This window comes from Staphylococcus sp. IVB6181 (assembly GCF_025561445.1).
Lineage (GTDB): Bacteria > Bacillota > Bacilli > Staphylococcales > Staphylococcaceae > Staphylococcus > Staphylococcus simulans_B.
This window is the reverse complement of sequence record NZ_CP095096.1, coordinates 682,722-704,920: the sequence shown is the minus strand read 5'-3', so window position 1 is coordinate 704,920 and position 22,199 is coordinate 682,722. Positions and strand designations below refer to the sequence as shown.

General features: G+C 38.1%; 21 protein-coding genes and 2 pseudogenes. 5 read left to right on the top strand and 18 right to left on the bottom strand.

The genetic code is table 11. From position 1 onward, the window contains the following. Positions 1 to 2: 2 nt before the first annotated feature. The 14 genes from nirB to MUA90_RS02980 form a co-directional block, all read right to left on the bottom strand. The gene (nirB, locus tag MUA90_RS03045; protein ID WP_262588274.1) at positions 3 to 2,408 is read right to left on the bottom strand and encodes a nitrite reductase large subunit NirB; all 2,406 of its coding nucleotides are present in this window, start codon (positions 2,406 to 2,408) and stop codon (positions 3 to 5) included. 2 nt (positions 2,409 to 2,410) lie between these two features. Further along, positions 2,411 to 2,869: a precorrin-2 dehydrogenase/sirohydrochlorin ferrochelatase family protein gene (locus MUA90_RS03040; protein WP_262588273.1), complete on the bottom strand. Its 459-nt coding sequence runs from the start codon at positions 2,867 to 2,869 to the stop codon at positions 2,411 to 2,413. Then, positions 2,870 to 3,586: a sirohydrochlorin chelatase gene (locus tag MUA90_RS03035; RefSeq protein ID WP_262588271.1), complete on the bottom strand. Its 717-nt coding sequence runs from the start codon at positions 3,584 to 3,586 to the stop codon at positions 2,870 to 2,872. Between the two features lie 186 nt (positions 3,587 to 3,772). After that, on the bottom strand, positions 3,773 to 4,603 hold the full coding sequence (locus MUA90_RS03030) for a formate/nitrite transporter family protein (protein ID WP_262588269.1): 831 nt from the start codon (positions 4,601 to 4,603) through the stop codon (positions 3,773 to 3,775). 239 nt (positions 4,604 to 4,842) lie between these two features. Continuing rightward, entirely contained in the window at positions 4,843 to 5,031 is a 189-nt protein-coding gene (locus MUA90_RS03025; protein WP_262588267.1) for a hypothetical protein, read from the bottom strand. Positions 5,032 to 5,120: 89 nt separating this feature from the next. After that, positions 5,121 to 5,591, bottom strand: a complete 471-nt coding sequence (locus tag MUA90_RS03020) for an SRPBCC family protein (RefSeq protein WP_262588266.1) — start codon at positions 5,589 to 5,591, stop codon at positions 5,121 to 5,123. Between the two features lie 145 nt (positions 5,592 to 5,736). Next, on the bottom strand, positions 5,737 to 6,252 hold the full coding sequence (locus MUA90_RS03015; RefSeq protein ID WP_262588265.1) for a YceI family protein: 516 nt from the start codon (positions 6,250 to 6,252) through the stop codon (positions 5,737 to 5,739). Positions 6,253 to 6,422: 170 nt separating this feature from the next. Next, positions 6,423 to 7,331, bottom strand: a complete 909-nt coding sequence (locus MUA90_RS03010) for a CobW family GTP-binding protein (protein ID WP_262588263.1) — start codon at positions 7,329 to 7,331, stop codon at positions 6,423 to 6,425. A 38-nt stretch (positions 7,332 to 7,369) separates the two neighbouring features. Then, on the bottom strand, positions 7,370 to 8,701 hold the full coding sequence (locus tag MUA90_RS03005; RefSeq protein WP_262588262.1) for a nucleoside recognition domain-containing protein: 1,332 nt from the start codon (positions 8,699 to 8,701) through the stop codon (positions 7,370 to 7,372). After that, complete coding sequence (locus MUA90_RS03000; RefSeq protein ID WP_262588260.1) at positions 8,695 to 9,813, bottom strand: NAD(P)/FAD-dependent oxidoreductase; 1,119 nt, start codon at positions 9,811 to 9,813, stop codon at positions 8,695 to 8,697. Before MUA90_RS03000 ends, MUA90_RS03005 begins: the two co-directional genes overlap by 7 nt. Before the next feature lie 177 nt (positions 9,814 to 9,990). Then, positions 9,991 to 10,593, bottom strand: a complete 603-nt coding sequence (locus tag MUA90_RS02995; protein WP_262588258.1) for a DsbA family protein — start codon at positions 10,591 to 10,593, stop codon at positions 9,991 to 9,993. Between the two features lie 188 nt (positions 10,594 to 10,781). Next, on the bottom strand, positions 10,782 to 11,513 hold the full coding sequence (locus MUA90_RS02990; protein ID WP_262588256.1) for an amino acid ABC transporter ATP-binding protein: 732 nt from the start codon (positions 11,511 to 11,513) through the stop codon (positions 10,782 to 10,784). After that, positions 11,510 to 12,244, bottom strand: a complete 735-nt coding sequence (locus MUA90_RS02985) for an amino acid ABC transporter permease (protein WP_105993147.1) — start codon at positions 12,242 to 12,244, stop codon at positions 11,510 to 11,512. Before MUA90_RS02985 ends, MUA90_RS02990 begins: the two co-directional genes overlap by 4 nt. Continuing rightward, a complete protein-coding gene (locus MUA90_RS02980; protein WP_262588254.1) occupies positions 12,228 to 13,007 on the bottom strand; it encodes an amino acid ABC transporter substrate-binding protein in 780 nt (259 codons plus the stop codon). The genes MUA90_RS02985 and MUA90_RS02980 overlap by 17 nt, the downstream gene beginning before the upstream one ends. Positions 13,008 to 13,233: 226 nt before the next feature. Between MUA90_RS02980 and MUA90_RS02975 the strand changes: the two genes are divergently transcribed. Further along, positions 13,234 to 13,341, top strand: a complete 108-nt coding sequence (locus tag MUA90_RS02975) for a putative metal homeostasis protein (protein WP_002479749.1) — start codon at positions 13,234 to 13,236, stop codon at positions 13,339 to 13,341. Between the two features lie 296 nt (positions 13,342 to 13,637). Here MUA90_RS02975 and MUA90_RS02970 read toward each other — a convergent pair whose 3' ends face one another. Beyond that, positions 13,638 to 14,324: a 2,3-diphosphoglycerate-dependent phosphoglycerate mutase gene (locus MUA90_RS02970; protein WP_262588253.1), complete on the bottom strand. Its 687-nt coding sequence runs from the start codon at positions 14,322 to 14,324 to the stop codon at positions 13,638 to 13,640. Positions 14,325 to 14,606: 282 nt separating this feature from the next. Here MUA90_RS02970 and MUA90_RS02965 point away from each other — a divergent pair, with 282 nt between their 5' ends. After that, entirely contained in the window at positions 14,607 to 14,969 is a 363-nt protein-coding gene (locus MUA90_RS02965) for an aggregation-promoting factor C-terminal-like domain-containing protein (protein WP_262588252.1), read from the top strand. Between the two features lie 69 nt (positions 14,970 to 15,038). Here the strand turns inward: MUA90_RS02965 and MUA90_RS02960 are convergent, their stop codons facing one another. Together MUA90_RS02960 and MUA90_RS02955 are read right to left on the bottom strand one after the other, a co-directional pair. Beyond that, the gene (locus tag MUA90_RS02960) at positions 15,039 to 15,953 is read right to left on the bottom strand and encodes a cation diffusion facilitator family transporter (protein WP_262588250.1); all 915 of its coding nucleotides are present in this window, start codon (positions 15,951 to 15,953) and stop codon (positions 15,039 to 15,041) included. A 195-nt stretch (positions 15,954 to 16,148) separates the two neighbouring features. After that, positions 16,149 to 16,529, bottom strand: coding sequence for a GtrA family protein (locus tag MUA90_RS02955; RefSeq protein ID WP_262588248.1), 381 nt, complete (start codon positions 16,527 to 16,529; stop codon positions 16,149 to 16,151). A 173-nt stretch (positions 16,530 to 16,702) separates the two neighbouring features. Here MUA90_RS02955 and MUA90_RS02950 point away from each other — a divergent pair, with 173 nt between their 5' ends. The 3 genes and pseudogenes from MUA90_RS02950 (at position 16,703) to MUA90_RS02940 (ending at position 20,259) form a co-directional block, all read left to right on the top strand. Further along, positions 16,703 to 17,896, top strand: coding sequence for a putative multidrug effflux MFS transporter TcaB (locus tag MUA90_RS02950; RefSeq protein WP_262588246.1), 1,194 nt, complete (start codon positions 16,703 to 16,705; stop codon positions 17,894 to 17,896). Between the two features lie 123 nt (positions 17,897 to 18,019). Beyond that, positions 18,020 to 18,634 (top strand): C39 family peptidase, encoded by a 615-nt coding sequence (locus tag MUA90_RS02945; protein WP_262588244.1) that lies wholly within the window; start codon positions 18,020 to 18,022, stop codon positions 18,632 to 18,634. Between the two features lie 224 nt (positions 18,635 to 18,858). Continuing rightward, positions 18,859 to 20,259, top strand: a pseudogene (locus MUA90_RS02940) (amino acid permease). Positions 20,260 to 20,307: 48 nt separating this feature from the next. Here the strand turns inward: MUA90_RS02940 and MUA90_RS02935 are convergent. Then, positions 20,308 to 22,138: pseudogene (locus MUA90_RS02935) on the bottom strand (APC family permease). Positions 22,139 to 22,199: the final 61 nt, after the last annotated feature.

Here is a 22,199-nt window from a genome sequence, read left to right as displayed (position 1 = left end):
CCTTACACCTTCTCTACTTCAAAGATTTTTTGATCTTCGCGATCATTCACAATTTCAGACCATGGCTCTTGTTCAACTGCACGTTTCGCTTCCATGATACGTTCGTATAATGCGTCTTGGTTTTCTTTGTTCAGTACATAGTCTTTAACTACATCAAAGCCCATTCTTTCTAACCAAGGTGCTGTACGTTCAGTGTAAATACCTGTTTCACGGTAATACTGCATGTAGGCACCGCAAAGTTTGATAACATCATCTTCAGTTTCCACTGTTGTTAAGAATTGACCTTTCACCACTTCAGTACCGCCGTTGCCGCCGACATAGATTTGGAATCCGTTTTCTACACCGATTACACCGAAGTCTTTAACGCCTGATTCTACACAGCTTCTTGGACAACCAGAAACACCCATTTTGAATTTATGCGGTGTATCAATATATTCGAATGTTTTCTCCAAACGAATACCGAGACGTGTTGTATATTGTGTACCGAAACGGCAGAATTCTTTACCTACACAGCTCTTAACAGAACGTGTTTTCTTCGCATAAGCAGATGCTGAACGCATGCCTAAATCTTTCCATACTTTCGGCAAGTCTTCTTTCTTAATACCGTATAAACCGATACGCTGCGAACCAGTTACTTTCACCAATGGTACATCATATTTCTTCGCAACTTCACCTAAACGGATCAATTGATCAGGGTTCGTTACACCGCCGCGCATTTGCGGGATGACTGAGAATGTACCGTCATTTTGAATGTTCGCGTGGTAACGTTCGTTTGCGAAACGAGATGCTTTTTCATCTTCGTGTTCATTTGGATAAATCATGTTCAAGTAGTAGTTGATAGCAGGACGGCACTTCGGACAACCGCCTTCTGTTTTCCATCCAAGTACATTACGTACTTCTTTAGATGTTTTAAGGACTTTGGCACGGATTTGCGTTACGATTTGATCACGTGTCAAATCAGTACATTCGCAAATACCTGCAGGTTTAGATGCGACAAACGCACCGCCTAATGTATGTTCTAATAATTCACCGATTTGCGGTTTACACTTACCGCAAGAGTTGCCTGCTTTTGTAGCTTTTGTGACTTCTGCTACAGATGTTAATCCATCTTCTACAATCGCGTTGACGATTGTACCTTTTGTCACACCGTTACATCCGCAAATAGTTTCTTCGTTATCCATATCCACAACAGACAAGCCGTCTTCTTCGCCTGCTTTGCTTAATAGAGATACTAGTGTGTAGTCTTCGATAGATTCGCGTTTTTTCATCATATTGAAGAAACGTGTACCATCATCTGTGTCGCCATATAATACTGCACCTACAACACGTTCGCCTTTTAAGAAGATTTTTTTGTAGACATGATCTTGACTGTTGTAGATTTCAACGCCTTCAACTTCTTCATCTTCTTGAATTTGACCAGCACTGTATAAGTCGCAGCCAGATACTTTCAATGAAGTAAATGTTGTTGAACATTTGTAGCCTTCTGTTTCGCGGTCTGTTAAGTAATCCGCTAACACTTTGCCTTGCTCATATAACGGCGCAACTAAGCCGTAAACTTTACCGTTATGCTGCGCACATTCACCCACTGCATAGATGTTTTCATCGCTAGTACGCATAAAGTCATCTACAACAATACCGCGTTCAACCTCTAAACCAGAGTCTTTCGCTTCTTGTACGAAGGGACGAATCCCTACAGCCATGACTACTAAATCAGCTGGTAATTCTTTGCCGTCTGCTAAGCGGATACCTTCAACGTCAGTTTCACCAAGAATTTCTTTAGTATTCGCACCTAATTCAAAGCGCATACCTTGTCTTTCTAAATCTTCACGCAGCATTTCGCCTGCTTGACGGTCCAGCTGCATTTCCATTAACCAATCAGCTAAGTGTACCACTGTAACGTTCATGCCTTGGTCCAGCAAACCTCTGGCACATTCTAAACCAAGCAAGCCGCCGCCGATGACGATAGCTTCTTTTTTCGTTTGCGCAATTTCAATCATACGTTCTGTATCTTCAATTGTACGCCAGCCGATGACACTTGGTAAGTCGTGGCCTGGAAGCGGTAAAACAAAAGCATTCGAACCTGTCGCAAAAATACATACATCATAAGGAATTTCTTTTCCTTTTTCAGTCATAACTAATTGCTTTTCACGGTTAACGCCTGTTGCACGCTCTCCTGTAATTAATGTAATGTTGTTTTCTTCATACCATGAATAAGGGTTCATGATAGTTTCATCTACCGACATTTTCTTTTGCAAAATGTTGGATAACATAATGCGGTTATAGTTAGGATATGGTTCTTTACCTATAATCGTAATTTCAAATTTATCTGAATTTCGTTCTAATATCTCTTCAATAGTTCTGACACCGGCCATGCCGTTACCGATCATGACTAATTTTTGTTTTGACATCCCTATTCCCTCCCGTATTCTCTCTCTAAAAATTCCTGAATGGCTTGAGCTGCTTTCTTCGCCTTTTTATAAGCTCCGCCATTAGAGCGGACACTGATAGACAAGTCTTCAAAATCAAATTCTTTCATGTTGAAAAAGTCAGAGCGTTCTTTATCCCCGGTATGATTCACAAGTTGATTCGGTGTCGTATCTTTTTTGATTTGATCATTGATTTCTGGCGAATCTGTCGCAATAATGACAACATCCGCATCGGCAATGTCTTCTTTATCGTAGTCTTTAGTAATGAGTTTCATATTAGGGTAAGACTCTTCAAAAAATTCTGGCAAAAAAGATTTAGAAATGACTGTTACATCTCCGCAATTCGCTTTAGCAAGTTGTTTAAACTTGCGATATCCTATTCTGCCGCCGCCTACAAGTACTGCATGCTTTTTAGATAAGTCTAGTTGTATAGGATAATACATTTAAACCGCCTCTTTCTGATTCAATCTATCAATTAACATCTCGTCTAACTCAGGTTCAAAATTCAACGCATCGGCAATTGTGATATCAGACTCCCCTTTAATAGCATTGATTTTCTTCTTAATTTTGTTTACTAAGAAACCGTTATAGAAGAAAATAGGTATCACATAGAGCTGATCGTAATTGTCTTTCATTTGCGGTAATAAATCTTCATATAGTTTATTACCGTAAAACATCATAGTGTAAACCGGCAGTTCTGTCGTAATTTGTGCTGCTAACGTATCGATTTCATCGTCTGGTTCAGTCACAATCGGACTGCCGTGACCAATAAGTATAATAGCGGAGCCTGGTGTATGGGCATCTGACCATGCTTCAATACGCTGATTGACCCATTTTGTCAGGCTCGGATGATCGCAAAGGGGCTGACGAATTTCATACGTAATACTTGGAAACATCAGCTGCATTTCATGCATCACTTTCGGCAAGTCTTGTAAATAATGTCTACCCGAAAACAGCAATAACGGAACAATCACAAATGATGTTTCGCCTTCCCACAAATGTTTGCGGATGATTTGAGGCAATGAAAGCTCATCGCTTTCAATAAATGCCACATCAAACGTACCGTCAATTTGACTTGCGACCCTATCTAACTCCTCCATCAATAATTGGTTTTGTTTACCGCGTCTCATTCCATGCATAACGACAATTGTTTGTGTCATATGCATTTCCCCCCTTTATATGCATTGTACCTTAATTTTTGTATTAATGTGAATGCATTCACAAAATTCTAATAAAAATAGGGAATCCCCTTAGTTTAATCTTGAGGGGATTCCCTAACATAATGCAACTATTTATGTGTTTTGATTGTTCAAAATAATAATTTCTCGGTAAAAACTGAAATCTGTTTATTTTTGTTCTTCAATATAACGATTACGTTTACCGTTAAAGAATGCATAAAGCAAACCTACGAAAATACCGCCGCCGATATAGTTTCCGATAAAGGCAAAGACAATATTTTTCAATACGTCTAACCAAGATAATGCGCCGATATTATAAAACATCATACCTGAGAATAAGTTCGCATTGTATACAACGTGCTCATATCCCATAAACACGAAGACTACAACACCGCATGCAATAAAGAATGCTTTAGATAAGCCGTCTTTGAATTGCATTGAAACATAGATACCGATGTTGATAAAGAAGTTTGCGAAGATCCCTTTTACTAAAATACCTTCCCAAGTTCCTAAAGTTGTTTTCTTATCCACGATACCTGTTAAAGCTTTAATCATTTCCGGTGTCATTACATGCGTAAACTTCATTAAACCGAATAATACAAATCCGCCCACAATATTACCGATAAAACAAAAGACGAATAACCAAATGATTTTACCGATAGGCACTGATTTATAATAAGCGCCCGCTGTCATATACATGAAATTACTTGTTAATAGTTCTGATTGTGTAAGTACGATTAATACTAAGGCTAAACTGAATGAAACCGCACCGATAAAGTTGATTGCACCTTCATTCAAACCTGTATGTTGTGTTTTCATCGCAAGCATAAAGACTGCGACAATAGATAATAAGAAACCTGACATCATTGCTTTAAAGAAATAACGCACTGGCGTTTTCTCTAACATGACGGCTTTCATTTGAGACGAGCCGACTACTGCGTCCATCGTTTGGCGTGAAGCGTATGTATCTTCTACTGTTTTAAGATTTTTCATGCCCATAGACTTACTTTCCTCCAATCCACTCATTGAGATACATCTAGTATATTATTAAATTAAGTCTATGCATACCCTTATTTTAAATTTTTCCCTATACAATTTATTAATAATGTGTTGATATATGTTAATCGAATTAAATTTATCTTAACGATAAATTCAGTTAGAATTAAAGAGAGTACAAAACATTAACCAAAAAGAACCGGAACAGCATATGCACTGTCCCGGCAGTATTCATTGACCTATTAAGCATTTTTTTGCGCTTTACGTTTAACCATCCATTTCAATCCAGCTGAGAAGATACCGCAACCTGCTACGGTACGCAAGAACCATCTCAATGCACTATTAGAGAAACATTTTGACGGAAAGACTGCAGATGGAATCAATGTACTTAATACGTAAAGAATTACGACTTTGACATAACGTTCGTTCATGCTTTTCACCTCTTTTAGATTACATAGTCAGTGTAGCACTTTTAAGCCCCGATAAATATGTCAAAAGCCGTAAATCAGGGAATCCCCCACTACCTTTTCAGCAATTCCTCTAACTGTTCCAGCGTACTTTCCATGCCTTGTTCGACACCCATTTCCATTAATTGTTTAGCCGCTTCTTCTGAAGGCATTACAGAAACAGACTTCACTTCTGTCGTCGAACTGCCTTTAGATGTAAGATACAGTTCCACACGCATTCCATTCATATCCGGATTGATATTGCCTTTTTCATCCGCAAAATAGTCATGATAGATAATTTTATGCGGTGCTTCAATTTCATCATATTGCTGAACGGTGTAGCTTTCTGCATCAGGCATTTGAATTTTAAAGAAATTCTTTCCGCCTGGTTTTGGATTAAATTCATATACTTTCAATGATCCGCCTTTAGGAAAGAACCATTGTTCAAACTTTTCTTTAGTTGTATAGGCATTGAATACATTTTGAATACTTGCTTCAAATGTACGTGTACCGATGATTTGATTACCTTTTCTCGTTACTGTCATGATTCATGACTCCTTTGTCTGTTAAAGTGGATACTTCTATTATGTATATATTCCCAGTCAATTTGCCAATCATTCCCGTAATAAAAACAAAACATAAAAAAACTGGAATACAGCCCTTGCTGCATTCCAGTATATCTATAATTAATTAGTCTTCAACGATAAATTCTACGTCTGCTTCGAATTTAACATCTTTACCGATTAATACGCCGCCTGTTTCTAATTTTTGGTTAAAGCTCATGCCGTATTTTTCACGGTCAACTTTGCCTGACACTGTGAAACCAGCTACGTTTGTATCGTTTAATGGGTTTTTGCTTACGCCGTCGTATTCAACATCGAAAGTTTCTTCGTGTGTTTCACCTTTGATTGTTAAATCACCAGTTACTTTGTTTTCAGAAGCTTCTTTGATTACGAATTTGATTTCCGGATATTCATCTGCACCGAAGAAATCGTTTGTACGTAAGTGGTTATCTCTGTCTTCTTGGTTAGTATTGATTGATTTTACATCAATTACAGCTTCACCTTTAAGTGAACTGAAGTCATTTAAGTCACCTGATAATTCAACGTTGAATGAATCGAATCCGCCTTTCACTTTAGAAACCATTAAGTGTTTCACTTGGAATCCGATAGAAGAATGTGCTGCATCAAAAGTAAATTTAGTCATAAAACAAACCTCCAATTTTTATCTGTATACTTAGTATACTACATATATTTTATATATCAAGCGTTTAGGTTCATTTCTTTGGTCCATTTTTAAAATACCCGTTTCATTTCTATTTATACGTGACGAAAGTATGAAAAAACACGCTATCGGATTGGATAGCGTGTGCAGCGTTAAAAGCTGGGTGTTTCTATTTGATTTAAATCACTGCCGATGACCACTAAATAACGGTCCACCAGATTTTCCAACTGTATCGGTTCTATTTCTAATTGTCCTGCCGCATATTGAACCAAGTGGACATCCGGATGTTCAGCCAGCTGTACAAATCCTTTCACACGATAAGTCGATTGCGGCAATGTTTCAAACCATCTTACTAAATCCTCTAGTTCCACCGTATGTACACATTCAAAATAACGATGGCCGATACCTTGATGGTGCGGTGTATGTGCACAAGCATCCGCATCCTTTTGTGTCGGTACAATAGAGGCGGCTTGATGTGAAAATAATGTTTGAGAATCTAACTGTCCATAAGTACCTACTGAAATTTCAGCACCATCATTCAAGACATTCAAATCAGACAATATCTCTGCAATTTGATCCGGTTCGCACAAGTCGATTTTATTCACCCATAAATGCGAACAATACGTCAGTTGATCATAATACAACTTCTGCATGTCCCCTGGATAGTTGTCAATGCGATGATACAGCGATGCATCTACCACACCGATGACACTTGCTATGTTAGAAATCGGTGCCAATACAGGTGTTAAACATGCGTCAATCACAGATTGTGTTTCTGCAACACCGCTGCATTCTACGAACACAACATCTGGCTGATATTGTAAATAAAGCTGATGCAGCTGTTTAGAAACATCTGCTTTCATCGCACAGCAGATACATCCATCTATCATCTCATCCATCGGCACAGATTGATCGACTAAGTAGCTGTCGACACTTGCCTGTCCAAAATCATTCATAATGACTGCCGGCTGCATAGATTGATTTAAAGCCTTTTGAATCAAGTGATTTAAAGTCGTTGTTTTACCGCCGCCTAAAAAGCCTCCGATAATAATTATATCCATTACTACGCCTCTTTCTTATCAAAGATTATAGTACTTGTTTAAATTAAGACACCTGCGAGCAACGCAATTACTAAAGTCAAACCGATTGATGTGGCCATTTGTCTGCCGATAAGGGCACCGCTCTTTTTCAGTCCTAAATGTTTCGCCATCATAGATACTGTAACCATACATGATGAGAATGTTGAACTGAAGAAGACTAATACAAGCAAGCTTGCAGGTGTTAATGATTGCAAGACAGCTCCATTGCCGAAGTTGAACAGCAGCATGCCGTCTTTACGAATCATTGAGAATAAAATACCTGGTGCCATACTATCTGGAATATGAAGCAGATAAAGCAATGGTGTAAAGACCAAAGCAATGATTTTCAGTATCGGTGTCAGTGATAACAAGCTGACAACAATACAAATACCGATAAAGATAGGTAAAGCTTGGAGTAAGAACATTTCAATCGTACCCCAGATCTGTTGTAACAAGGGTTTTAGTTTCGGCCATTGCAGTTTATTACGGTAAATCGGAGGCGTAACATGAAATTGTGTCTTGTTGCGATACCATAATTTATTATGGATAATACCTCCGATAAATACTAACAGCAGATAGGGTACAAACAGCCATGAGTGTTGTGCTGCACTGAAAATCGATAACGTTGCGCCGATTTGATAACTGCACGATGAGCCGAAGCTGATAATACTCATACAATTTTCTTTTGTACATGCACTGCACTGACTGTTGGCTTGTGTAATCGCAGCCGCATTACAACCGAAGCCTTCAAGTACCGGAATAATATCTTGACCGTCTAAGCCTACTTTGCGCATCGTCGGTTCAATCGACCATACAACAAACTGTTTGAGCTGTGTTTGATCAATAACTGCCGTTGAAATCCCTATCATCACGACAACCGGCAATGCCCAAACGAGTGAATAAATACCAAGCGATAATACACCGTAATCTCCATAAAGGACTTGGTCAATCCAATGAATAGAAGTATGGGCACGATGCATCATCATTTCAATCCAAAATGATACATAATTGCTTTGAAGCCAATCTGAGAAGTGATACGCCAAAAAAATCGGCAGCGCAAACATTAAGAAAATAATCAGCCAGCCTAAAAGTGTATCGTGAAACTTAGGCTGGTGCTGACGGCTTTCTTCTACGTAAGCTTTTAATTTTCTTATATCTGATTGTGTCGTTTTCGAATCAGATGTTACAGCGTGATACGGTGAAGCGTTGACTTGCTGCTTAAGAATAAACTGGCGCAGCAAAAATTGCTGCGCAGTTGTTAATTTGTTGAAACCTGTTAATTTCAATGTATGCTGTGTGTCAGGAATCGAAGTATACTGCCCTGTTGCTAAATTGAATTTAACTTCTAGCATGAGCAGTCCACTTCGCAACAGCTGTAATCATCAAGGAACATTTTGTTGTCTTTGTACACTTCTACCGCTTCTTCATTAATTTCTAATGCTTCGCGTTCTAAAACTGTTGCGGCTAATACCGCAAAGCGTGCACGGAATTTATAGATATAGCATAAAATTGCATCCGCATGACGTACTGTCGGTCCAATCATGAACACATTCGGGTAACGTGTAGATTCATCATCTTCTGTAAGTTCGATTTCACCATCATGTGTACTGAAGAGCTGTTGGACTAGAGGATTCGTCGTCGCATCAAATCCAGTCGCAAGAATCGGTTCGTTTTTAGATGTTGCTTGTTTGCCGTTGTTGAATTGCACGACATACTTTTTATCCATATCAGAGTAAGTGACTTTAGAAGCTGTGTAGCCGACATTCAATTCGATTTCTGCGCCGTTTTCAACGATTTTGCGCAGACGCTGCTGCGTATAAGGAGATAATCGGATACTTGGATCTGCATGTTTATCATCTAAACCTGTTGAGTGCGTATAGATTTTAACTTGTTTACCTTGTTCTGCCATACAGATTGCAGCATCAAACGCACTTTCGTTACCGCCGATAATGACATATTCATCACCCGGCATTTGAGTAAAGTCTTCTACGTCGCTGTAGTGTTGACCATATTTGAAAGGCTTGCGCGCAAATGAGAAGTCCCCTGTTGCGATAAAGACATACTCGCTCGTAATCAATCCTTGGTCTGTATTGATTTCATAATGTCCATCCACAAAGTCGATTTTCTCTACTGCTGTATTTTCTTGTACAGGCAATTCGTAGTGCTGTGCGACCGTTTGTAAATAATCCGCATATGTTGCGCCTGAAACATGTTCTTCATTAAATGTATAAGCTGGAGATGTCTCAGTAGAGACCGCATTAATATCCGGCATACCAAATCCATTTGTCGTAAATGAAGGTGTAATTGTTCTTGTAGACTTCGGCCAATTTAAGAAGGATTGTCCAACCTTGCCTTTATCAATGATTGTCATATCATTGTCATCTAAGCCGATTTGTTGGAACGCAATGGCCATTCCAATCCCTGCTGCTCCCGCTCCGATAATTGCCACACGATAATGTTGCATAGCTTATTACTTCCTTTCTTTATCTCTCTCAATCTATATTTGTAAATCGTTATTGTTACGTTTTGTACCAAGGTATTTTATCACTTACCTACATCAAACACAAGAAGCATGCAACGTTGAAGCATGAAAAAAGACTGTGCTGCTACGTTTATCACGCAGTGCACAGTCTGTTGCTTGTTATTTTTCATCTAATAATGTTTTATAGTCTTTTATATGGTACGGATCTTTTACTACTTGGCCATCGATATAAACGACAGGGACCGTATCTATCTTTTTCTCTTTCGCAAATTTCTGGTCTTGTTTTGCGGCTTTATACGACTTGCTGTCTTTCGTTTTATAATCTTTTTTAATCTTTGCTTTCGTTTCATCTGATATATCTAATTCATCAATCAAACTGTCTAGCAGCTTTTCATTGATCCATGGCTTTTTATGGTCTTTTGTATCTGGCTGCTGATTAAAGATTTTATGTTGGAAGGCAAGGTATTGTTTCGGTGCATAGATTTGTACCGCATGTCCTGCACGAGAACCGATAATAGAGTCTTTGCCTAAAAATGCAAGGTTGACCATTTGATATTCTGCTTTGCCTTTATCAATATATTCTTTTTGCAGCTTCGGCATGATTTGATTATCTACCTTCTTGCAATACGGACACTTATAATCCGCAAATTCTATAATTTTAATTTTGCTGCCTTTGCCTTCTAATTCAGGATCTTTTTGCGAACATCCTTGTACAATTACAGCTAATAAGATGATACTGATAAGTATGAACCATTTTTTCATTGATACACGCCTCGATTCATGAGTTTAATAGTTGATGATGCGAATCGAATCCTAACTTTCTTTTATAATCACTTCATTTTGTACTCTCAAGCTACATCATACACGCTAACATACTGCGTTGCCAATAGTTGATGAACAAAAGCATAAAAAAGCCTTCGATTATCTGCTAACCGAAGACTTCATAGTATTTATTGTTCTTGAATCACATTTAAAAATCTCTGCAACTCAGGTGTTTTAGGATGATTGAAAAGCTCTGAAGGCTTACCGGCTTCACCAATCACACCTTCATTAATAAAGACCGTCTTATCTGATACTTCTTTCGCAAAACGCATTTCATGCGTCACGATGACCATCGTCATTCCCTCTTTTGCGAGTTCTTTAATTACACGCAATACTTCAACGACTAGTTCCGGATCAAGTGCTGAAGTCGGTTCATCAAAAAGCATCACTTTAGGATTCATGGCTAAAGCTCTTGCAATCGCAACACGCTGTTGCTGACCACCGGATAAAGCACCAGGATGCTGATCCTTAACGTGTGTTAATCCTACTTTTTCAAGGAGATGTTCAGCACGTTTTCTTGCTTCGCCTTTTGATAATTTCTTTACAACTATAAGACCTTCCATCACATTTTCGATTGCTGTCTTATGCGGGAATAAATTATAGTTTTGGAATACCATTCCTGATTGTTTGCGCACACGAATTTGCGACTTCTTATCATTATTCGTATACGTTTCGCCGTTGACATAGACTTGACCTTCTGTCGGCAGCTCTAAAGCATTCATCATACGAAGCAATGTCGTCTTGCCTGAACCAGAACGCCCGATTAATGTAACGACTTCGCCTTCTGCTACATGAAGGTCGACACCTTTGATAACTTCTTTGTCACCGAATGACTTTTTCACATTCTTTAATTCAATCATGAACGATACCCTCTTTCTAAGTAAGCTTCATAGTATGACTGAATCACTGAAATGATAAAGCATACAACCCAGTACATTAAGGCAACAAGAATATAAATTGTTAAATATTCATATGTTGTTGATGCAACTTCTTGGGCTTTTCTGAACATCTCAGCAACAAGGATAAAGCCAAGCAACGATGTATCTTTCAGCAAGCTTAAGAATGTGTTCCCTAAAGCAGGTACTGACACTCTGATAGCTTGAGGCAAAATAATACGTTTGATTGTTTGGCTGTAATTCATTCCAATAGAATACGCTGCTTCAGTCTGTCCTTTTGGAATAGATAAAATACCGCCTCGGATAATTTCAGAAGCATAGGCACCGACATTTAATGAAAGGCCTATGATTGCGGCAATTGCGGACGGTAATGTCCACTGGGTATCGGGATTATTCGTTACCAATCTGCCGAGTTCCGGCAAACCATAGAAGATAATGAATAATTGTACGATCATCGGTGTGCCTCGGATAATCGAAACATATACACGTGCAATACCGCGCAATACTTTGCTGGTTGATATGCGCATTAAAGCTGTAAATAGCGCTATCAGCAAACCTAATACAAAAGTGACGAGTGTAATAGGAATGGAATACTTGACCAAACCTTCTAACATCGGCAAGAATGCTTGTTTCGCAGCATCAAATGCGTGCTGCTGCTGATCGTTTAATAGAATCGCATTAAGGTTTAGAAACATCTTGACCAAACCATTTCTTACCGATTTTTTCTAATTCGCCGTTTTTCTCTAATTTTTCTAATGCTTTGTTCACATCTTTGATTGTTTTATCATCTGTTTTCTTAGAGACAGTGAACGCAGATTGACTTTTCTCTGCATTGCCTTCAATCACTTTGATTTTCGCATTAGGTTTTTGTTTTTTATAGTCTAAGTATGACAAGTTATCGTTGAATGTACCGTCGGCACGGTTAGATTGAATCAAGTCCATTGCTTGGTTGAAGCCGTCTACTTTAACAAGTTCAGCACCTTTTTTCTTAGCTAATTCGCCAAAGTTAGAAGTGAATGTTTGTGCCATTTTTTTGCCTTTAACATCGTCGAAACTTTTAATGTCAGTATTCTTTTCGCCTACTACCAACACACCTTTAGAGTAAGTATAAGGTTTAGAGAATTTATATTTTTTCTCTCTGTCTTTGTTAATACCTACTTGGTTTGCAATGACATCAAAACGTCCTGAATCTAATCCAGCAAACATTGAATCCCATTGTGTTTCTTTGAATTTGACTTTGTAACCCATTTCTTTCGCAACTGCTTTAGTTACATCGATATCATAACCCGTCAATTTTCCTTGTTTATCATGGAAAGTGAATGGAGCATATGTACCTTCTGTTCCAACTACAAGAGTTTTATCATCTTTGCTTGATGACTTTTTATCACTGCCATTGCCGCAAGCAGCCAAAGCAACCGCAACTACAATTGTTAATAACGCCAATAATATTCTCTTCATATCGTTTCTCCTTTTATCCTTATTGTTCTAATCGGATTAATCTATATTTTAAGCTACCCAGCCCTTTCCGTCAATACTATTTGCTCACCTCTTCACTACTCTATATATCCAAAATCTTCACAATTATGTCACTAATTAACCTCCTTTGTTTTTAAATCGTAATCATTCCTATTTACAAATCATCCTTAATCATGCATAATAGTATTTACGATTGGAGGCGTAATCAATGAAACAAGATTTAGCAACAGCAAGACGTAATTTAAGTAGCCCTAATATCAAAACACGCAAACGTGCGTTAAAGATTATCAAGGCACACAAACGCAATAACAAATAATAGATTCACATATACTTTGCAAATGATCCTTAAACATTAATTTTCACAATCCTTTATGTCCTATATGTGCTCTAGTCAGCATCTCTGCAGCTGGATATAAACAGTATTTCAAAACATTCCCTAAAACTTTTAATCCTAGACTTTCATGAGTCTGAATCTTTTAAAACGCTATTGGTCATTTGCAAAATTAAATTGCCTGAGTCCGCTCTAGATAGAGATGACTCAGGCCTTTTTCATATAAAAAAAGACAATGATACTAAATCAAGCACCATTGTCTTTTGATTGTTCTGTTTCTATTATAAATATTTTTTAGATACAAAGTTCAAGTTATCATCTAGTTCATAGATAAGCGGTGAACCTGTTTTAATTTCATAGCCTACGATATCTTCATCAGATACGCCTTCAATGTGTTTGATTAAAGCACGTAATGAGTTGCCGTGAGCTGAAACTAACACAGTTTTGCCTTTTAATAATTCTGGTGCGATTGCATCGTCCCAATAAGGAATTACACGTGCTAAAGTATCTTTCAAGCTTTCTGAAGTCGGTACAACACGTGAATCCAAGTCGCTGTATTTGCGGTCTGCTAAATCAGCTTTACGTTGGTCTGGAGTTGCTTCTGGAGGTGCAATGTCATAAGAACGACGCCAAATATGCACTTGTTCTTCACCGAATTCTTGACGTGCAGCGTCTTTGTTTAAACCTTGCAAGCCGCCGTAATGGCGTTCATTTAATCTCCAAGTTTTGTGAACAGGGATAAATAATTGGTTTGAACGTTCTAATAAGAAGTAAGTTGTTTTAATCGCACGTTCCAATACAGATGTAAAGGCCACATCGATTTGAATTCCTTCTTCTTTCAAGCGATCACCTGAAGTCGTTGCTTCTTCCCTACCTTGGTCAGATAAATCAACATCTGTCCATCCGGTAAATAAATTTTCTGCGTTCCATACACTTTGACCATGTCGGCATAATATTAATTGAGGCATAGTTATCCTTCCTTTCTTCTAAGAAAAGCGCTCAATTTGAATACATCACTTTTCATATAATATTCTATCACTTTTCCATTGTGATACTCACTTTTTTCACTCGAATTTCAAAAATACAAAATTGACACATTTTGAAACACAGTGTCATCAAGTTGTTATATTCCATTTAATCAGTAAATAAGTTGTGAACTCAATGTAACCTGCTTAATTTCAATCAATGATACAGTAGGTCTTGTGAATTTTTAAAGCATTCGTGAACAAGTAGTCTAGGAGGATATTTTTATGAAGAAATTATTATTATCATCATTTGCTGCTTTTTCAATCGCTGCAGCAGCAACTGCCGGTGTACAAGCTGATACAAATACAGCACAAGCAGCTGAACAAACAAGTACACAATCTGTACATGACCGCTTCATCGCAGCAGGCGGCACAGAAGCAATGTGGGAATACATTGTTATGCCTGAATCTAGCGGCAACCCAGACGCTGTCAATGAGTTAGGCTACAGTGGTCTAGGTCAGACTAAAGAATACTGGGGTACAGGCACAGTGGAAGAACAAACTAAAGGCATGATCCAATATGCAGAAGAGCGTTACGGCTCTATCGACAACGCAATTCAATTCAGAATGGCAAATAATTGGTGGTAAAATTCACCCTTATACCGCATAAACAAAACCCTTAAGTCCGATACTTAAGGGTTTTAATTATGTGTTCAATTAAGAATGGTTGTAATCTTTATTATGCACTTCATGATGTCCCTCTGCTTCTGGATGATACGGTTCTGGGTGGACATAAACAGAAGAAACACCTTGTTCATGCATATATGTTTCCACACGATCGCAGATTTCATGTGCTTCTTGAAGCGTCAAATCTGGTTCAACTACAATTGTGACATCCACAAAGATACTGCTGCCGTGATAACGGCCTTTGATACTTTTAACAGCTAACACATCAGATACTTCTAATACATCTTGACGGTATGTCTCTAAATCTCTTTCATTAAAGCCGTCGCTTAATGTAAAAACCGCTTCTCTGAAGATTGAGAAACCTGTATAAACAATTAAGAAGCCGAGAATAATCGCTAAAATAATATCGACTATCGGCATACCGAATTGTGTAAAGATCAAACCGACACCCGTACCTAAACTGACAATACTGTCTGACATATTATCGACCGCTGAAGAATGGAGCGAACGGCTTTTTGTTTGTTTCGCGAGTCTGAAGTTATACAATGCGACTGCCGACATAATCGCACCACTGATTAAACTGATAATAATTGTAACAGGATTCGGTGTATGATAATCATTTAAAAAGAGTCTTGGGAAATCTTGAATAATGACTTGTACCCCGACAAACATAATAATGAATGAAACAAGCAATGAAGCAATATTCTCAGATTTTAAATGACCATACGGATGATTTTTGTCTGGCGGTTTGATAGATATTTTCAAACCGACAATCACCGCAATGGATACGAGAATATCTGTCATATTGTTTAACGCATCTGCACGTACAGCAGCAGAATGATAGATTGTACCTACAATATATTTAGCAACCGATAAAACAATATAGGTTACTAAACTTAAATACGCGCCCTTTTGTGCACGCTTCAAATTCAGACTTTGCGACATTGGATGTCCCACCTTTTTGTATAATTCATTTTAAGTATGCGGTATTTTATAGCGGGTTTCAATTTTTTCATTTTTAATTATTTTTTTATTTCTTGGGCTAAATTAATAGTTAGTCTCCCCTAATTTAAGAACACATCCTCCCCTTTGAAAAATAAAAAGCGAGATGCGTTGTTTTATACACATCTCACTGGATATTCAATCTCTTAAAATATATTTAGAAAGTACGAACGTAACAGGTATTGTAATGATCAGACCGGCAAATGGCGCAATGACTGATGAGATATGAAACCATTGTACAAAGATATACAACAGCACCGTCTGCATCCCCATATTCACCACTTGTGTAAGCGGAAACTGAATAAACTTCTTCCATGTCGGTTTGACTTTATAGACAAAGTAACAGTTCAAGTAATACGAAATCACAAAACTGACAATGAACCCTGTAATATGACTGACAAGGTAATTAACACCTATTAATTTAAGCAGTAATAAATAGACGATGTAATAGTTCAATGTATTAATGCCGCCTACAATAATAAACTTGATAATTTCAAAATGCGTTTGCGTTAATTTCATCTCTCGTGCACCGTCGCTTTTCTTAATAATATCTCTATTGCTACGTTATTATAACACTTACAAAATTCAATTTTCACTTATTTTGAAAATGTCTCAGACAATCAAAAAATTTGCGTTACATTTTTGTCGATAACTACTATAATGAAATGAGATTGAAGAATAGGAGAAGAAATATGATTAAAACTGAACAATCACGACTGCCCTTGATTATGATTATTGTCTTAGGGGCTATGACCGCATTCGGTCCAATGTTAGTAGATATGTACAACCCTGCTTTGCCGCAAGTGAGAGATGATTTTGATGTATCCACATCAACTTCGCAGCTTACATTGTCATTTGTCATGCTTGGTATGGCGCTTGGACAATTTGTCTTTGGGCCATTATCAGATGTATACGGACGCAAAAAGACTGTGCTTTCGATACTGATCGGTATCGCAGTTGTTTCTGTGGCTTGTGTCTTTGTATCATCCATCAATGTATTTTTAGTACTGCGTTTTTTCCAAGGTCTGCTGGGCGGCGGTGCGATTGTAATCGCCAGAGCTACTGTCAGCGACCGTTACGAAGGTGCCAGTTTAACGCAGATTCTAGCCACTTTATTAGTTGTTAACGGTATTATTACGATTATTGCGCCGCTTATCGGCGGTTATACACTAGCTTTTACTTCTTGGAAAATGATTTTCATGGCATTAACGATTATTTCCTTGGTAATATTCGCAGTCGCACTGGTTAAAATGGAAGAAACCCATTCAGTTGCTCATGCGCGCTTGAATTTCTCAGAAATATTCAAAGACTTCGGACATTTATTAAGCAAACCGAAATTTGTGATTCCTATGTTAATGCAAGGTTTCACATATGTTATGCTGTTTAGTTTCGCAGCTGCATCACCCTTCATCACACAAAAAATCTATAACATGTCGCCGCAAGCTTTCGGCTGGATGTATGCCTTTATCGGTATCGGATTGATTGTAATGAGTCAGGTGACTGCTTTCTTAGTCAAATTTATCGAACGTGAAAAATTGCTGCATATTTTAACAGGTATTCAAATCTTCGGTGTGATCTTAGTTGTTTTTGCGACAGGTTTCCACTTGCCGCTGCCTGTATTAATCGCATCTTTCTTTATTATGGTATGGCCGGTTACAGGTATCGGACCGCTCGGCTTCTCATTAGCAATTGAAGAACGCTCAGGCGGCAGCGGAAATGCATCCAGTCTGCTTGGTTTATTCCAATTTATCTTAGGCGGAATTGTTGCGCCGCTTGTCGGTATCCAAGGCGGACAAAGTGTCGGACCGTTTATTTTGATTATCATCATCACAAGTATTTTAGTCATTATTTTAAATATCTGGTTACGCCAGTTAATCAAATCATAAGCATGATGAGAGCGAGAATTTTTGTCTCGCTCTTTTTTATGTGCATTAAGTCAAAGTAATATACCTGAACCTTTGCAACTTCTATAATAATAGTAATAAGTCATAATGTTTGGAGTAATCATAATGCAGAAAAAATTATTAAACGTCAAACCAAAGAGTCAATTATCCCCTATCCCGATGGTCATGGGATGCGAAGGCACAGCCGCTTCTATGCTTTTAGATTATAACCATATCTTTGTCCATCCTATTTCTTTAATGAAACGCTGGCCGACGCATCCAAGCAATCCGAATAAAGGCTATGTCGGTCATTTCTTGATGATTAAACCAGTTGCGCATCAAACCATTTTCCCAAATGCGTTTGTCCCTTATTTAAAATTGTACGATACACGGATTCAAGACGGTACAGGCAAATCACTGACAGAACTTGAAGCGATTATCGATCAAGGCCAGCCTGTGCTGATTTATCACACTGTACTTGGACAAAAACCTCAGCGCCGCACTTTTAAAGTAGACGGCGGACGTAAAGAATGGGTATCGAACATTCATATTACACTGCTCATCGGTTATGATTCTGCACATTATTATTATATTGATCCATTATGGGCACAATTCGGACGCAAACTCTATGTACCGGCACTGATTCCATCCAAACATCAAATCATCAAAATACCTAAAGATAAAATGCGTCAAAGTTATGATTCAGCCGGCAGATTATGTATTTATCACGGTAAATTTTAATACTACATTTAATTTGTATAATGTAATAATCACTCAAATTACCTATTACCCTATTTATATGAGCATTAACAAAATTGTTTGATTCATTTAAATTATATTCTTTATTAAAGTTTCTTATAGTTATACATTAACAATTGCAATGTCCTAAAATTTTCTTTATCATAAGTAACATCATTTAACGTCAACCCCTTTGTCACATATAAATCTGAAAGGGTGTCAAAACTTTGGGACAGAAATTACAAAAAGACCTCAGCAATAGACATATACAATTAATAGCTATTGGCGGGGCAATTGGTACAGGTCTCTTTTTAGGATCTGGCCAAACAATTAAATTAACAGGTCCGAGTATCTTTATCGCTTATATCATCATTGGTATGTTTTTATTTGCGTTTATGCGCGGACTTGGAGAACTTTTACTCAGCAATACACGATTCAACTCATTTGTAGATATTGCCAATGAATACCTGGGTCCGTTCGGCGGCTTTGTGATCGGCTGGACTTACTGGTTCTGCTGGATAGCTTCAAGCATGTCTGACTTGACCGCAATTGGCCAATACATAGCTTTTTGGCTGCCGCAGCTGCCGAACTGGATATCTGTACTCTTTGTAGTATTGGTATTGATTTCATTTAATATGTTAGGCGCGAAATTATTCGGAGAGCTGGAATTCTGATTTGCGCTGATTAAAATCATCACAATTATCGCATTGATTGTGGTAGGACTTGTCTTAATCTTTATGTCAGCGAAAACAGAACATGGACACGCAGGATTCTCTAACCTTGTCTCACATGGCGGACTCTTCCCTCATGGTGCATTCGGATTCTTAATGGCTTTCCAAATGGCGATTTATTCATTTATCGGTATTGAGCTGATCGGTGTTACTGCCGGTGAAACAAAAGACCGTGAAAAAACTATTCCGAAAGCGATTAATAATGTACCTGTACGTATTTTATTATTCTATGTCGGTTCATTGATTATCATTACGTCTGTAGTACCTTGGAATACATTAAGCGAAAATTCAAGTCCTTTCGTAAAAGTATTCGGATTAATCGGGATTCCGTTTGCGGCAAGCTTGGTCAACTTTGTGGTTATCACTGCAGCGGCTTCCGCAACAAACAGCGGTATTTATTCCAACAGCCGTATTCTATTCGGTTTAGCGGAACAAGGATTAGGACCGAAAGCCTTAGGTAAAGTCAATAGTCATGGTGTGCCGCATATCTCAATGCTGATATCATCATTCTTATTATTGTTTGCGGCTTTATTAAACTATATTTTCCCGAACGCAGTACAGCTGTTCATCTATGTCACAACACTATCAACCGTGCTGTATTTATTCGTTTGGACGCTGATTATTATTTCTTATATTATTTATGCCTTTAAGAATAAGAAAGAACATAAAAATAATGACTTTAAATTGCCAGGCGGACCTTATGCAGGTATAGTCGTACTCGCATTCTTTATCTTCGCATATATCTTATTATTATTTACAGAAGAGACAAGAAACGCGTTGTTCGTCTCACCGATTTGGTTTATTATCGTGATTATTTTCTATCAAAAATATAAAAATAATGCACATGCCAATGTGGCTAAAATACGCGGCGAAAAACAATCGAGCGCGGATGAATAAGTGCATGAAAAAGCCAGAGACAAAAGCGTCTCTGGTTTTTTGTTATATCTATTTAGTTAATTTCAACGGAATCATTGCTAGGATACAGTTCTTTTGATAGAACAACGTCCAGCGCAATAATACACCGGTTTGGTTATGAAGCAAATTCTGCCATGTTTTGTTAGTAATAAATTGCGGCACGATAACAGTGATGACAAAATGGTCATTTTCTGCTTTACTGCGGATTTTATCAATAAAGCGCGCTAACGGTTTAACCACACTGCGATACTCTGAATGCAGCATGACTAAACGAATATCCGGATAACGTTGTTCCCATTTGGCCTGCATCGCTTTATCTTGTTCTTTGTTAAATGATACATGCACCGCAATAATATGATCAGATGTCATTTGTGCATAAGCAATCGATTTATCTACGATTGAAGATACAGAACTGACTGGAATCAAAGCTAAGTTTTTATCCACTTGTTCTAATTCATTAAAGAAGTGCACCGTACTTAATTGATCAGCAATATCGCGATAGTGCGTACGAATGCGCAGTAATCCGACTACTACTAAAGGCAAGAAGATCAATATCGGCCATACTTGCGCAAATTTCGTGATTAAGAAAATCATAAAGACTAATAACGTAATTATTCCTCCGATGGCATTTGCGGATAATTTAAACAACCAGCCTTTTGGACCTGTTCTCACCCATTTAACTACCATACCGTATTGTGCAAGGGTAAACGGAATAAATACCCCCGTAGCATATAACGGGATCAAACTTTCAGTCTGTCCTTTAAAGACGATGATTAAAATAATCGCAATACTGCCTAAAATAATCATCGAATTAGAATAACCTAGACGGTCACCGCGTACAGTGAACATATGCGGCATGTATTTATCTTGCGCCATATTCGCCGCAAGCATTGGAAATGCGGTAAAACCGGTGTTGGCCGCTAAAATTAAAATCAACACAGTCGTTGCTTGGATAAAGTAAAAGGCCGCATTTTGTCCAAGTACATGCATAGCAAGTTGCGATAATACAGTGGTTTGCACTTTCGGTACAATACCGTACCAATAAGATAAGCCGACAATACCGACTAACATCAAGGCTAGAATAGTGCCCATCGCAATCAATGTTTTTACCGCATTTTTCGGTGCGGGTTATTTGAAACTCATCACCGCATTAGAAATCGCTTCGATACCTGTTAATGATGAAGCACCTGATGAAAATGCACGTAGCAATAAAAAGACTGTGACACCAGAAACCATAGTGCCAGCTTGTGCATGGATATGCGGTGCTGCTTGACCGGTTGCTACTTTAAAAGTACCGATACCGATGACTATTATCATACCGAAGATAAATAAATAGACCGGGTAAGCCAATACTGCCGCTGAATCTGTAAGTCCTCGCAAATTCAAAATTAAAATTACTGCTACAAGCAGACAAGCAATGAGTACTTTATGATGATATAAAACAGGAAACGCTGCGATAAAAGCATCTGCACCTGAAGAAATACTTACCGCTACAGTCAAAGTGTAATCTACAAGCAATGCACCGCCTGCTAATAAAGACAGCTTTTCACCCAAGTTATGTTTCGTTACAGTATAAGCCCCGCCTCCCGCGCGGGTATGCATAAATGATTTGTCTGTATGACAAGACCAAAGCTATCAACAAGACGAGTATACCTAGCGTAATCGGCAATGTGTACCATGACGCGGCTAAACTCAATGCAGTCAATGTCAATAAGATTTGTTCCGGACCATAAGCAACAGATGATAAAGCATCAGAAGATAAAATCGCTAATGCTTTCACCTTGCTGATCTTTTCGCTGGACAGCTCTCTGTTGCGTTTAGGTTCTCCGATTAACAATTGTTTTAATTGTTTGATTCTCATGTGCCAAGACCTCTAAACTCACTAAAATTTATTACTCGAATGAACAGAATATACTCCTCTT

Bases quoted from the DNA above. Each gene is read 5' to 3' on its own strand.
- nirB (WP_262588274.1), bottom strand. From the start codon at position 2,408: ATGTCAAAACAAAAATTAGTCATGATCGGTAACGGCATGGCCGGTGTC.
- MUA90_RS03040 (WP_262588273.1), bottom strand. From the start codon at position 2,869: ATGTATTATCCTATACAACTAGACTTATCTAAAAAGCATGCAGTACTT.
- MUA90_RS03035 (WP_262588271.1), bottom strand. From the start codon at position 3,586: ATGACACAAACAATTGTCGTTATGCATGGAATGAGACGCGGTAAACAA.
- MUA90_RS03030 (WP_262588269.1), bottom strand. From the start codon at position 4,603: ATGGGCATGAAAAATCTTAAAACAGTAGAAGATACATACGCTTCACGC.
- MUA90_RS03025 (WP_262588267.1), bottom strand. From the start codon at position 5,031: ATGAACGAACGTTATGTCAAAGTCGTAATTCTTTACGTATTAAGTACA.
- MUA90_RS03020 (WP_262588266.1), bottom strand. From the start codon at position 5,591: ATGACAGTAACGAGAAAAGGTAATCAAATCATCGGTACACGTACATTT.
- MUA90_RS03015 (WP_262588265.1), bottom strand. From the start codon at position 6,252: ATGACTAAATTTACTTTTGATGCAGCACATTCTTCTATCGGATTCCAA.
- MUA90_RS03010 (WP_262588263.1), bottom strand. From the start codon at position 7,331: ATGGATATAATTATTATCGGAGGCTTTTTAGGCGGCGGTAAAACAACG.
- MUA90_RS03005 (WP_262588262.1), bottom strand. From the start codon at position 8,701: ATGCTAGAAGTTAAATTCAATTTAGCAACAGGGCAGTATACTTCGATT.
- MUA90_RS03000 (WP_262588260.1), bottom strand. From the start codon at position 9,813: ATGCAACATTATCGTGTGGCAATTATCGGAGCGGGAGCAGCAGGGATT.
- MUA90_RS02995 (WP_262588258.1), bottom strand. From the start codon at position 10,593: ATGAAAAAATGGTTCATACTTATCAGTATCATCTTATTAGCTGTAATT.
- MUA90_RS02990 (WP_262588256.1), bottom strand. From the start codon at position 11,513: ATGATTGAATTAAAGAATGTGAAAAAGTCATTCGGTGACAAAGAAGTT.
- MUA90_RS02985 (WP_105993147.1), bottom strand. From the start codon at position 12,244: ATGTTTCTAAACCTTAATGCGATTCTATTAAACGATCAGCAGCAGCAC.
- MUA90_RS02980 (WP_262588254.1), bottom strand. From the start codon at position 13,007: ATGAAGAGAATATTATTGGCGTTATTAACAATTGTAGTTGCGGTTGCT.
- MUA90_RS02975 (WP_002479749.1), top strand. From the start codon at position 13,234: ATGAAACAAGATTTAGCAACAGCAAGACGTAATTTAAGTAGCCCTAAT.
- MUA90_RS02970 (WP_262588253.1), bottom strand. From the start codon at position 14,324: ATGCCTCAATTAATATTATGCCGACATGGTCAAAGTGTATGGAACGCA.
- MUA90_RS02965 (WP_262588252.1), top strand. From the start codon at position 14,607: ATGAAGAAATTATTATTATCATCATTTGCTGCTTTTTCAATCGCTGCA.
- MUA90_RS02960 (WP_262588250.1), bottom strand. From the start codon at position 15,953: ATGTCGCAAAGTCTGAATTTGAAGCGTGCACAAAAGGGCGCGTATTTA.
- MUA90_RS02955 (WP_262588248.1), bottom strand. From the start codon at position 16,529: ATGAAATTAACGCAAACGCATTTTGAAATTATCAAGTTTATTATTGTA.
- MUA90_RS02950 (WP_262588246.1), top strand. From the start codon at position 16,703: ATGATTAAAACTGAACAATCACGACTGCCCTTGATTATGATTATTGTC.
- MUA90_RS02945 (WP_262588244.1), top strand. From the start codon at position 18,020: ATGCAGAAAAAATTATTAAACGTCAAACCAAAGAGTCAATTATCCCCT.